Origin of the sequence: Vibrio sp. S12_S33, assembly GCF_963889785.1 — a bacterium.
Taxonomy (GTDB): Bacteria; Pseudomonadota; Gammaproteobacteria; order Enterobacterales; family Vibrionaceae; genus Vibrio; species Vibrio aestuarianus.
In genome coordinates this window covers 59,030-71,740 of record NZ_CAWPQZ010000006.1, presented here as the reverse complement: position 1 = coordinate 71,740, position 12,711 = coordinate 59,030, and the positions used below count along the sequence as shown (strand labels likewise).

11 protein-coding genes and 1 pseudogene are annotated in these 12,711 nt (G+C 42.0%); 8 read left to right on the top strand and 4 right to left on the bottom strand.

Annotated elements, in window-relative coordinates:
- Positions 1-73: 73 nt before the first annotated feature.
- Together AACW06_RS04665 and AACW06_RS04660 are read left to right on the top strand one after the other, a co-directional pair.
- Entirely contained in the window at positions 74-445 is a 372-nt protein-coding gene (locus tag AACW06_RS04665) for a DUF3302 domain-containing protein (RefSeq protein WP_192074203.1), read from the top strand.
- On the top strand, positions 445-1,575 hold the full coding sequence (locus AACW06_RS04660; RefSeq protein ID WP_192074202.1) for an HlyD family secretion protein: 1,131 nt from the start codon (positions 445-447) through the stop codon (positions 1,573-1,575). Before AACW06_RS04665 ends, AACW06_RS04660 begins: the two co-directional genes overlap by 1 nt.
- 76 nt (positions 1,576-1,651) lie before the next feature.
- On the opposite strand, the gene AACW06_RS04655 is transcribed toward AACW06_RS04660, so the two are convergent.
- Positions 1,652-2,842 (bottom strand): MFS transporter, encoded by a 1,191-nt coding sequence (locus AACW06_RS04655; RefSeq protein ID WP_192074201.1) that lies wholly within the window; start codon positions 2,840-2,842, stop codon positions 1,652-1,654.
- Positions 2,843-2,972: 130 nt separating this feature from the next.
- Between AACW06_RS04655 and AACW06_RS04650 the strand changes: the two genes are divergently transcribed.
- Positions 2,973-3,944, top strand: coding sequence for an endonuclease/exonuclease/phosphatase family protein (locus AACW06_RS04650; RefSeq protein ID WP_192074200.1), 972 nt, complete (start codon positions 2,973-2,975; stop codon positions 3,942-3,944).
- 194 nt (positions 3,945-4,138) lie between these two features.
- Here the strand turns inward: AACW06_RS04650 and AACW06_RS04645 are convergent, their stop codons facing one another.
- Positions 4,139-7,411 (bottom strand): S41 family peptidase, encoded by a 3,273-nt coding sequence (locus tag AACW06_RS04645; protein ID WP_192074199.1) that lies wholly within the window; start codon positions 7,409-7,411, stop codon positions 4,139-4,141.
- 133 nt (positions 7,412-7,544) lie between these two features.
- Here AACW06_RS04645 and AACW06_RS04640 point away from each other — a divergent pair, with 133 nt between their 5' ends.
- The gene (locus AACW06_RS04640) at positions 7,545-8,036 is read left to right on the top strand and encodes a GNAT family N-acetyltransferase (protein ID WP_192074198.1); all 492 of its coding nucleotides are present in this window, start codon (positions 7,545-7,547) and stop codon (positions 8,034-8,036) included.
- A 37-nt stretch (positions 8,037-8,073) separates the two neighbouring features.
- Here AACW06_RS04640 and AACW06_RS04635 read toward each other — a convergent pair whose 3' ends face one another.
- Positions 8,074-8,361 (bottom strand): GNAT family N-acetyltransferase, encoded by a 288-nt coding sequence (locus AACW06_RS04635; RefSeq protein WP_192074197.1) that lies wholly within the window; start codon positions 8,359-8,361, stop codon positions 8,074-8,076.
- 62 nt (positions 8,362-8,423) lie between these two features.
- On the opposite strand from AACW06_RS04635, the pseudogene AACW06_RS04630 reads away from it, so the two are divergent.
- A pseudogene (locus tag AACW06_RS04630) lies at positions 8,424-8,666 on the top strand (PilZ domain-containing protein); the annotation flags it as partial.
- 55 nt (positions 8,667-8,721) lie between these two features.
- Here the strand turns inward: AACW06_RS04630 and gltS are convergent.
- Positions 8,722-9,948 (bottom strand): sodium/glutamate symporter, encoded by a 1,227-nt coding sequence (gene gltS, locus AACW06_RS04625; RefSeq protein ID WP_192074196.1) that lies wholly within the window; start codon positions 9,946-9,948, stop codon positions 8,722-8,724.
- Between the two features lie 666 nt (positions 9,949-10,614).
- Here gltS and AACW06_RS04620 point away from each other — a divergent pair.
- The 3 genes from AACW06_RS04620 to AACW06_RS04610 all read left to right on the top strand — a co-directional run bounded on the left by AACW06_RS04620 (position 10,615) and on the right by AACW06_RS04610 (position 12,710).
- Positions 10,615-11,535, top strand: coding sequence for a DUF368 domain-containing protein (locus tag AACW06_RS04620; RefSeq protein ID WP_053311733.1), 921 nt, complete (start codon positions 10,615-10,617; stop codon positions 11,533-11,535).
- Between the two features lie 144 nt (positions 11,536-11,679).
- Complete coding sequence (locus tag AACW06_RS04615; protein ID WP_192074195.1) at positions 11,680-12,108, top strand: hypothetical protein; 429 nt, start codon at positions 11,680-11,682, stop codon at positions 12,106-12,108.
- The gene (locus tag AACW06_RS04610) at positions 12,105-12,710 is read left to right on the top strand and encodes an SCO family protein (RefSeq protein WP_192074194.1); all 606 of its coding nucleotides are present in this window, start codon (positions 12,105-12,107) and stop codon (positions 12,708-12,710) included. Before AACW06_RS04615 ends, AACW06_RS04610 begins: the two co-directional genes overlap by 4 nt.
- The last annotated feature ends 1 nt before the right edge of the window (position 12,711 follow it).

Genomic DNA, 12,711 nt, shown 5'->3' with positions numbered 1-12,711 from the left:
TTATTTGTTTATACTAACGTAAGTTTTATCTGACCATTCATGGAATGAACTTATTTAAATTCAAGGATATCTTATGTTTTTAGACTATTTTGCCCTCGGTTTGCTCGTCTTTGTCGCCTTAGTGATTTTTTACGGAATTATAGTGATTCATGATATCCCCTATGAAATCGCTAAAGAACGCAACCATCCACATCAAGATGCTATCCATGTTTCAGGCTGGGTTAGTTTATTTACCTTACACACCATTTGGCCATTTCTTTGGATTTGGGCCACTTTATGGCGTAAGGACCGAGGTTGGGGGTTTGCTAAACTGCAAGAAGAGCAACACGACATACATCACCGTGTCGATGAATTAATAAACCAAATCAGCAAGTTAAATGAAGAAGTTAATACGCTAAAAGCACAGAAAAATCTAAACCAAGCACAAGATCAGGAGACTAAATAATGGATTTACTTCTGATAATGACCTACGCCGCTTTATGTATCACCATTTTTAAAGTTTTCAAAATTCCATTGAATAAATGGACGGTACCAACAGCGGTTCTTGGCGGTGTTGTGCTGATTGGCACTCTTATTTTACTCATGAACTACAACCATCCCTTCACACAAATGGGTAATCAAGTATTCTCAACTACGCCTGTCGTTTCAGGTGTGAGAGGCAAGGTGATTGAAGTTCCCGTTCAACCGAACACGCCCGTCTTAAAAGGGGATGTATTATTTAAAATTGATCCCATCCCTTTTGAAGCAGAAGTAGCAAAAGTTGCAGCTCAAATCAAAGAAGCGAGCCAAAGTGCACTCGGTTTAGAATCAGACGTTATCGAAGCAGAAGCGTCAAAAGCTCAAGCAATTGCTGATCGAGACAAAGCCAAGCGTGAATACTCGCGCTATCAACGAGGGTACGACAAAGGTGCTTTCACCGAACAAGATTTAGACACTCGTCGCCAAGCCTATAAAGCAGCTGAAGCCGCTGTCAATGTTGCTCAAGCCCGTGTGGAACAGGCAGCCATTGCCTTAGACTCTGAAATTGGTGGCGAGAATACAGCCGTAGCGCGCTTAATTGCTCAATTACGACAAGCACAATTCGACTTAGAACAGACCGTTGTACGTGCACCAACCAACGGTTACGTTACTCAATTGGCGCTTCGTCCCGGTGTAATGGCGACACCACTACCATTGGCACCGGTTATGACCTTTGTGCACAGCGAGGAAAAAATCTACACCGCCGCATTTAGACAAAATTCATTGCAACGCCTAAAACCAGGGTTTGAAGCCGAGTTTTTGTTCCGTGCACTCCCAGGAAAAGTATTCAAAGGCGAAGTAGTTGACGTGCTACCTGCAATTGGCGAAAGCCAAATTCAAGCGCGTGGCGCATTGCTAGGCACAGATGCTCTACGGACTAATGGACGTGTTCTCGTGACATTAAAAATGACCGATGACTTAAGCGAATATAATCTACCGTTGGGTACTGCTTTCGAAGCTGCCGTATATTCAGACAGCTTCACCCACGTTTCCATTATGCGTAAGGTCTTGATTCGAATGAAGAGTTGGCAAAACTTTTTGTATCTGGATCACTAACCATCCTCGCAAACATCAAAAAGGGTCGATATCGACCCTTTTTATTGCCTTTTACTTTATTCTGTCTGCACTGTGGCTATTTATCACTCCAACGTAAAACCCGAACTTCATTGCCCTCTTCCGGCTTAATTGGGATATTGAGTGATAAAATCAGTGAAACTGCTGCCATAGCCGCACCAATATAAAAAACACTAGCAGGAGAAACGAGCCATATAATGCCAAATGTTGCAGGAATAACGACGGCAGCAATATGGTTAATAGTAAACGAAACCCCTGCGGTGGATGCCATATCGGCAGGATCAGCAATTTTTTGGAAATAAGTTTTAATGGCGAGGGCGAGGGCAAAGAAAAGATGGTCAATCACGTACAGTCCCGCAGCCCAATGTGCATTTTGCACTAAACCATAACCAATAAAGACGCAGATTAAACCACCATATTCGAACAGTAAAGCTTTGCGTTCACCGACAACGCCAATAAATTTTCCAATTCGCTTTGCAAACAAAAAGTTAAACAAATAGTTAACCAAAAACAATAACGTAATATCGGCTGCTGAATAGCCAAATTTTTCAACCATTAAGAAACCCGCGAACACGGTGAAAATTTGTCGACGGGCACCACTCATAAAGGTTAATGCGTAGTAGAGCCAATAACGCTTACGTAGTATCAATTTTTTATTTTGCGGTACTTGCGCTTGAAATTCAGGGAAGGCAAACGCGATCAAAGCAACCAGACAAAAAGCAATGCCTCCCGTGATGGTATATACCCATTTAAAATCGAGCGTGAAGATCTCTAGCATTACCCAGAGCGCACCGTAAGTAATGAGTGAAGCCAACGCCCCTACCGAAATCAACTTACCAAGCATTTCAGGTGCTTCATCCTTATTCAACCATTGCAACGACAATGATTGTTTAAGCGTTTCAAAATAATGAAAACCTGTCGACATCAATAAGGTAGTCATCAACAAGCCTATCAACGATGGGAAGAAGCCTGTGATGGCCGTGCCTAAAGTTAACATAGCCAGTGACAGCAGCATGAACCGCTGCTCTCGAATAAAGAGTAAAACAAACACTGCGGTGAAGGCTAAAAAGCCGGGAATTTCTCGTACGCTTTGTAATAGACCAATATCGGAACCATCAAAATTGGCTTTTTCCACCACAAAATTATTCAGCAATGCCATCCAGCTAGAGAAGGCAATTGGGACAATTATCGAGATAATTAATAAGAAGTTTTGTGGCGTACGCCATCCTTGAGAAGAACTAGAATTCATGATAGATCCTTACATTTATGTAACAACATAATACGCATGCTGATTCGAGTTTGGCAATGACGGGATTCGCACTGCCCAAGGTTTACGTTTCGTTATAAACTGATGTTGAGCTGCAATATAAAGGATAGGTATGTCTACTAGCTTCGCTACTATTAATTTATTCAACTATTTGACGCCACCAAATGCTTTTTATCAGTTTGATAATATTTATACCCAAGCACAATGGCTAAAGAAAAAACGATGGTTTAGTGAAAAAATTCAACACATCAATGCCGATGTTATTGCGTTCCAAGAGGTTTTCAGCATCGAAGAGCTACGTAACCAAGTCAACACCATCGGCTATCCTTATTTCGCCACTATCGATACACCGCACATTGCTGATGATTATATCTACACGCACCCAGTGGTGGCTATCGCCTCAAAATACCCTTTGCTGCAAGTCTGCTCTGTAGAAAGCAGATTACCCAACCAAACTGTGCCTTTCACATTTAACCGCATCCCACTGCACGCTACTATTGAACTTCCTGAACTCGGCGCTGTTGATGTCTATATCGTACACTTTAAGTCTCAGCGTCCAACTCAGTGGGAAGTTGAGTCACCAAATACGATTAGTAGATGGCAACAAGAGACATTAGGTCAGTGGCTATCCACGGTACAACGTGGTTACGAAGCAAATTTGCTGCATCAATATGTTGTAGAGACTAAGCGGCAGCACACTCGACCTTTTGTAATTATGGGAGATTTCAATAAACCGCTAACCAGCGAAGAATTTATCGGTCTACTATCAAATACTCTATATCGTCAGCCTGATACGCAATCTGCGTTGGCTGCCTTAACGATTCACGACAGTTGGAACCTCTACGCCCAGCATTCTGACTTACCCCGCAAGTCAACTCATTATACTGGGGAGATGGGATCAGTACTTGACTATATCCTGCTTTCAAGCGATTTCAATCCTTCGATTCACAGCGCTAAAGCTTACGTCAGCCATTACGAAGTCATCGATCAACATTTAATTAACCCTAATTTTGAACAAGACCATTACAGCAGCGATCACGCACTGGTTAACGTGAGATTAAAAACATATACCCAAACAAATTGAAGCCCCAATAAAGGGGCTTCAGATCTATTACACGTTGTTGATACCCAAACCACTTGAGTTGCAGGTAGGTGGCCAGTGAGTTAGTCCCATGAGCATAGATAAACTGTGCGATTGGGATAAACGAATGTAGCCAACACCGCTGTAGCTTCAAGTAAGAAGGGTTTAATGTACAGCTTAGAATTTCGCCTTAACTGTTATGGATTATTAACCGTTGATTGCTCATCGAGCTGTTTCAGTAAGGTTTCAACTGCAACTTTCAACTGCTTATCCTCGCCTTTAGTGACCGATTCAGGCTCTTTATAGACGAGAACATCAGGCACAACCTCTTGATTTTCGAACCAATGACCATCAACGTCTTTTAAACCTAATTGAGGAATGCCATACACCAAGTTAGGCTCTTGTTGCTGAGCCCAAAGTACAGCGGTTCCTGTTCCGGGAACTCTTTCCCCGACCAACAGACCTATCCCTTCACTTTTATAAAAATGAGGCACAACAGATCCTTCCGAATAGCTGTTTGCATCCGCTAACATGATACTAGGCTTAGCCCAACGTCTAGTTGGGTAAGAAGCGACTTGGTATCCGTCACGAGTTTCCTCTACCGTATGACGCTGACCAGACAAGATCATCATCATTTGATCGGCCAGAAATCCACCCTGGTTAAAACGCACATCAACCACGAGTGCTTCTTTGTTATTATCAACGCCAAACATATCGTTTTGCATTTTCTCAAAGCTTTGCGCATCCATCGCCGCCATATGTACGTAACCTAAGCGGCCATTTGACAAACTTTCAACCATCTGACGACGTTGTTCAACCCAAAGCTCATACGCTAATCGACCTTCTTGCTGCAAACTGATTGGCACAATATTCATGCTTTTTGCGGTTTTTTCACCTGGAGATAAAACCGTTAGGCGTGTCAGCTTTCCTTGTTTGAAATTGAGTTGCGAATAAATATCCTGCTCAGGCAAGATTTCTTTGCCATCAACCGCATAAATAATGGATCCAGATTTAAGCAAGGTTTGGTATGTATCAGCAGGGCCACCTGGTAGCACCGCTTTCACACGAATCCCTTTACCACGGTAATGATCATCATAATACAAACCTAAAGAAGCAGGAATTTCCCACCCAGATCGTTCAGCAAAGAAAAAGGCACCGGTATGTGACGCATTCAGCTCACCAACTAATTCACTCAGAAGTTCGGCGAAATCTTGGTAATTAGTGATGCCTACTAGTTGCTTCTTATATTCTTGAGCATACCGCTGCCAGTTAATACCATGCACATCGGCATCATAAAATTTACTTTGTGTTAAACGAACAACATGATCAAACATATAGTTCATTTCAGCTCTAAAGTCGTAGTTAGCATCGGCATTGTAATCAAATACTTTGGTCTCGCTATTAACAACATTCAAACGCTCAATACCTTGAGAACCAATGATAAGGATATTTTCGCCATCTTTGGTCATATCAATGGCATTAACATCATCAGCACTACGAGTAAACAGTGACACCTCCTCACCCGTTTCAACATTGAATTCACTGAACTCAACGCCTTCACCAGACCAGTGCGCAACAACCAAGTATTTATTATCTGGTGATAAATGAAAATAAAGTGGCGATAGCGAATAAGGTGTTATACGAAATTTGCGATGCTTTAAGCCGTTTATTTCAACGATAGTTGGATCAACAGGTGCATGCTGAACATCGCTTCCCAAAGTCGCCGCAACCTCTTCATCCATCCATTTTTGATCTTCATTCTTAAAAGCATTAAATTGAGATTTCTGATTTAAAAACAGTGCGTAAACATCATACTGTACGGGCATATTATCAATTTGGCGCAAGCTGTTGATATCGCTCAACCAATAGACAATTTGACCGTCCTCGCTAAATTTAGGTTGTATATCAGAAAAACCACTGTTGCTTAAATTAATCGGCTCTTCACTACCATCAACCTTAACTAATAGAACATCACTATTGGCGATAGTACGGTTGCGCGTGACAATATATTCACTATCTGGCGACCACGAATAACTGATGTCTCCATCGAAATAGGAATAAAACTGTTGGCTATCGAGCAATGTGTAGGTTTGATCTTGCTCGATATCATAGACTTTTAGGTTATTTCGCCCTTCACGGTACAGCATCCGCTTTTCATTCGGAGACAAAAGCGGTTGAAACTCATCCTCTTCCCCATCAAATAAGATCTCCTCTTGGATATCTAATGAGGTAGAGAAGCTTTTGCCAGTGTCATTCACATAACTTTGGAAAATATCCCAATAGCCATTTCGTTCAGAGGAATAAATAATGCGATAGCCATCATCTGAAAACGAAATATTGCGCTCTGCGGCAGGCGTATCAGTAATCCGTTTGGTCGTTCCAGATAGTGCTGACACCACATAAATATCCCCACGTGCAACAATCGCCACTTCTGGTGATACTGGAGACACCGCTATTTCTGTCGCCTCTGAATTCAAATTCACAAAATGTCGCCCATCAGAAAAATCGGCTCGACGAATCGCAATGTCTATTTGATATGGTGCTGTTTCCTGTGCTGATTTCACCCAAACCTTACCATTAAAACCATAGGCTAAATCACCTTGTTTACTCACCGATAAAAACCGTGTTGGTAAATCTGTGTGATATGTTATTTGAACAGGCTCGCCATCCGGTAGGTCCTTTTTCCAAACGTTAAAAGAACCAGATCGCTCAGATAGGTAGTACATCGATTGCGTATCAGCCCACACCGCATTTCGGTCCTCCCCTTCAAAGTGAGTTAATTGCGTATGCTTGCCGGTAGTAAGATCAAATTGCCAAATATCTCGCGCCGCATCAGACGTTGTACGCTTACGCCATTCTTGCTCATAAGAAGGCCAATCGGTATATAAAAACTGTTGGCCATCACCGCTGACCGAGAGTGAACTGATTGGAATAGGTAACACGAGCTTCTCTCGCCCACCTAGAGCCGATACCGCATAAAGCTGATCCGCTTGATTTCCTCCATATCCTGCCATCAGATTAGCTTGGCTATCTCCTAAGCGAGCTGAGCGAAAATACACTTGCTTACCATCGGCTGAAAAAGCATAAGGCACATCCAGACTAGCGTGGTAAGTTAAACGCAACGCTTTACCACCCACGCTAGGCACGATGAAAACGTCACCTTTGCCATAACGATCAGAAGTAAAAGCAATGGATTGACTATCTGGAGACCAAATTGGCGTCTGGCTGTAGGTATCACCGTTGGTTAAAGCAAACGCATCACCACCTTGCGACGATACTAACCAGATCTGTCCGGCGTAAGTAAAGGCAATTTGCTGTCCATCAGGTGATATCGCGACGTCTCTCATCCATGTGTGAGAAACGGGGATCTCAGGAGAAGGAGCGGCCGATATTTCAGCCATAACCGAACTGGGCTGAGTAAACAGTAATGCAAGAGATAGCGAGCTTAATGAGTATTTTCGCAAGAGCATGATTCTTCCTTTATTATTATCATCTTTGAGCGATTCATTTATATAATCAAAAACTTATACAATAAAACACTATTCATTTGCAGAATTTATAGATAGATTCTAGGTGATGCAACTAGAGATGGAGAATAAATGAATGGAAATGATTGTCAGACCAACAGAAATACGAGACGCTCACGCTTTGTGTGATATTTACTCACAACCCAAAGCTCAACGAGAAACACTACAATTACCAAAACCATCCGTCACTATGTGGCAAAAGCGCCTTGAAAACATGCCAATTGGTGTTTATAGCTTTGTAGCTGAGATTGATGGACGTGTCGTTGGTAATATTGGTATGGAGCATTCTCAACGTCCTCGCACTGCGCATTGTGCAACTTTTGGCATTGGAGTTCATGATGATTTTCACAGCGTTGGTGTTGGCAGTAAATTGATTGAAACAGTCTTGGATCTGGCCGACAACTGGCTCAATGTTAAACGAGTCCAGATTGAGGTTAATGCTGACAATCAGCAGGCGATTAGTTGTTACAAAAAATTTGGTTTTGAAGTGGAAGGCGAAGCTAAATGTGCCTCTTTTCGCGATGGAAAATTTATTAATACTTTATATATGGCCCGCATCAAGTGCTAACGATACTATTTAGCTCACCTTATCGGTGAGCTATTTTTTAACCTTCGTCGTGCAATAAATGCTGCCATTGTTCATGGCGATTTATGTAATGAGCAACGTAACTGCAAACAGGCTTTACTTTATAACCACTTGCCTCGATTTGTGGTAACACACTTTCCATCATAATTTTGCCATACCCTTTACCTTGCAGCTCATCAGGTACTCGTGTTGAGGTAATAAACAGAACATCACCTTGCTGTTGGTATTTCACTATGGCAAAAAAATCACCTTCCAAATGCACTAAATACTGATGATTTTGAGTGTCATGTTGTACTTTATCAGACATACTTCTCTCCTATTTGATACTTAACTCAAATAAATTAATGGTAGATAGAATTGAATCTTCTCTGTCGTTTTGTTGCACCACCGCTTGGGCGAACTTTCCAAGTCGGTGACAAAATTAGTATCGAGCTTTTTGCCGACTCCCGTGGCAGTAAAGTTTTCGCTCCCTTAGTTGGTAAAGTTTGTAACTTACAGCGTTCACTGCACTATGCTCGTTATGGGCTTCAATTTGATGAAGCAGGTGTGAAAAATGCGAAGAACTTACTCGGCCAACTAAAATTTGATGGTACGAAACTCACCTTAAAATAGCGCCATGAATTATGTGACCAAAAAAGCCCTAGCACATTGCTAGGGCTTTTTGTTCCTAGCCTACAAAGGAAATATAGCCTTGAATAATGATTAAATTGACAATATCAATAAAGAAAGCTCCCACGATAGGCACAACCATAAAAGCCTGCGGAGAAGGTCCGTAACGCGTAACAAGCGACCCCATATTCATCACTGCGGTCGGGGTGGCGCCTAAGCCAAAACCACAGTGCCCGCCAGCCATAAGGGCGGCATCATAATTTGAGCCCATCACTTTAAACGTCACAAAGTAAGCAAAAATACCAAGCACTACCGACTGCACCGCTAAAATCACGAGAAATGGAATCGCTAAATCAAAGATATTCCACAATCTCAAGCTCATCAGCGCCATGGCTAAGAAGAGTGATAAAGAAACCGTACCTAAAATATCAACCGTTTCTGCATCGACTTTATGCAGCTTGGTGACTTCGAATACATTGGTAATAAATACACCAATGAATAGTGCATAAACGAAATCTGGGATCATCAGCCATTTGACATCAAACGTGCTCACCCATTGTTCTAGATACTTAGCACCAGTGACACAAATCAACAAAATAAACAGCACTTCAATCACTTTCTTCGCTGTCACTTTATCTTCTTCGTATTCGTTGTAAGTGACGAGCTCAGGGAATTTATCGTGTGTTTTCGTGCCTCGGCCGTACTCTGACTCAAAGCCATTTTTATCGATCAGTTTTTGCGCAACCGGACTACCAATAATGCCACCAATAATCAAACCAAACGTAGCTGAAGCCATCGCTATTTCTAAAATATTGGCCATTCCATAATTATCGGTAAAGGTTTGTGCCCACGCAGCACCAGTGCCATGCCCACCAGACAAGGTGATAGAACCAGCGATCAAACCCATCAACGGATCAAGACCTAATGCCGTTGCCAACGAAACACCCACACCATTTTGAATAATGATGTAAAACGAAGCGACACCCAGAAAAAGAAACACCTTAGCGCCCCCTTTCATTAACTGAGTGTAGTTAGCTGCAAGGCCAACGGTACTAAAGAACATCAACATGAATTTGTTCTGCAACGGAAGAGAAAACTCTAAATCTAAACCATTAAAATGCAAAAAAGTGATAGCTATAGCCACAATCAAACCACCCACAATGGGTTCCGGAATATTGAATTTTTGCAGAATAGGTAGTTTTGTGTTGATGAAGTGGCCTAAAAAAAGCACGCTAATAGCGATTAGGAAAGACTCTAGTGGCCCAATGGAAACTAAATGATGCATATAACCTCTTACTATTGCTTCACTCATCTTCCTTAATGAGCGACGAATTCAAGACATTTGAGCGTTACGAATTCGAAAAAAATACGACTGACCGATGCGGTTCATCCTCATAAATATGTTGAATAATCAACGATGTTACGGTGTGTAAATATGGGGTTGACGGACACGTAAGCTATAATGCTTAGGTCGACAGATGACTAAAACCCTAGTTGAAATTACCCAATAAAGGCAATCAGTGGGGAAGCCAGAGTCGTGTATCATACCTAATAGAAAAAAAAAGAGCCAACCGCAATAGTGCGATTGGCTTATATATAGTGTGAACAAACTCATTCACTAACAACGTCAGTTGGCTAGGTGACCCTCGGCTTTAAGAAGGGTCACCCACAAAAATGCATGATGCATGCCAACTTTTAAACTGGTCTTTTTTGAAGTTAAATCACATAAAATAACCCTAAATTAGCACCACCCTTGCAAATTGCAAATTGCAAATTGCAAATAAGCCGCAAAACAATACTCATTTAGTTGCAATCAAACAATGAGAAGCTACCAAAATGAGATCATCGATGATATTAGGTCAAACCCAGAATGGGGGAATGTATTGCGCAAGCATTTTACCATTATTTCAGTATATACTTCGCACCACATTTTCCAGATTACGCAGACACAATGAATTATTTCAGTACATTTTTAAAAGGAATGGCGATGGGTGCCGCAGACGTTGTTCCTGGCGTTTCCGGTGGTACTATTGCCTTTATCACCGGTGTTTATGATACGCTTCTTGAAAGTATTCGCCGTATTAACCCGAGCGTACTAGGCCTATGGAAACGAGAGGGGTTTGTTGCTGCTTTTAATCATATTAATGGCTTCTTCCTCATTGCATTATTTGGCGGTGTATTCACGAGTATTCTTTCGCTCGCAAAACTTATCTCGTGGCTACTCGCGACCCACCCCATCCCTATTTGGTCATTTTTCTTTGGTCTTATTATTGTTTCTGTTTTTCATATTTTAAAACAGATTGAACAAATCAAGTTTTCACGATTAGTTCTGTTTTTACTCGGTATCGCTTTCGCCTACAGCATAACAGTGCTCAACCCGATGCAACTCGAACCGACCGCGATTAACATTGTTATCGCTGGCTCTATCGCAATATGCGCAATGATCTTACCGGGCATTTCCGGCAGTTTCATTTTGCTTTTAATTGGTATGTACGCACCAGTACTCGGCGCAGTCAAAGCAATGCAGATCGATATATTGGCCCTTTTTCTGATGGGGTGTGTACTCGGTTTACTCAGTTTCTCTCATATCTTGTCTTGGTTACTCAAACGCTTTAGAGACTTAACGTTGATTTTTCTAACCGGGCTAATGGTTGGCACATTGCCAAAAATTTGGCCCTGGAAAGAAACCATTACATGGCGTATCAATTCCCACGGAGAACAAGTGCCTTTAGTTGAGCATAATTTATCACCTTTTGAATTTGAGGCCATAACCTCGCAACCCTCGCAATGGCCACTCGCGATTGTGCTCATGCTATGCGCTGTTGCCTTAGTGCTTGGTTTAGAGAAATACGCAAAGCACCACAACGTATAAATCTCCATTGTTAATGATGAAAGTAAGGTGGGAAAATTCACCTTACTATTCTTGATTGAATCCACACTTTCCCTATTTGTAGCAACGACTTAGCTACGTCTGTGATAACATTTGCGCTTTACTACCGCCTGGAATCTCAACTCAATGCATCATGCAATACAAATTTGTGCCCTTGCCCTTGCTTTATTCGCAGGCTATTTCAGTAGTGACATCCTACATTGGATCTCTTCCTATTCAACACAACGAGATATCAGCCAATATTGCCAACTGTCTAGCAAACCATGTCAACAAAGTGAGGTATCGATGACATTAGCGCAAGATACCTCTCAACCACTTGTGGCCAATACTTTAACGGTCGATTGGCCAAAGGCTCAAAGCGATAAGCTCGTTCTATCATTAAAGGGGTTAGAGATGGATATGGGCATCGCTAAGTATGTACTAACAAAAAATGAGAATGGGTTATATACCACCGAGGTGATACTTCCTGTATGTACCACTGAACAAATGACTTGGATTGGCGACTTATCTGATGGCTCAACTCAAGTTTTCCCTGCAATAAGGATGGAAAGATGAGTAAAAACTGGTCACTGATTTTGGTCGTTGCCTTTACCTGCGGCTTAGGTTTAAAAGCGTATTTTGATTCACAGCAACCATCAAACAACATAGAAGCGAAAAACAATGCTGATGTGGTGTTATTTGGCAAAGACAACAAACCCGTCGCCATTTTTGACCCGCAAGACCCACGAATACGTATGGTTTACTTTGGCTTTACTCGTTGTCCAGATGTTTGCCCAACATCACTTGCCATGTTGTCTGGAGCGCTGAACCAAATTGATGACGATACCAAGGCCAAACTGCGTCCGATGTTTATTTCCTTGGATCCTGAGCGTGATGGCGCTAATGATTCTCATCAATACGCGCAATATTTTCACCCGCTGATTGAAGGGTTATCTGCTCCCTTGGAAACAACCACGCCATTGGCGCATTACTATGGTGTTATCTTCCGCAAGACCGAACTCAAAGGCTCAGAGCTCAAATACACCTTAGACCACAGCTCCTATTTCTACTTTCTACAACCCGATGGAACACTGATCACCAAAGTCCCTCATACGCTTTCACCAGAGCCTATTGTGGAAGCCATCAAAACAATAACGACTTCATCAGAAGGAAAATAAC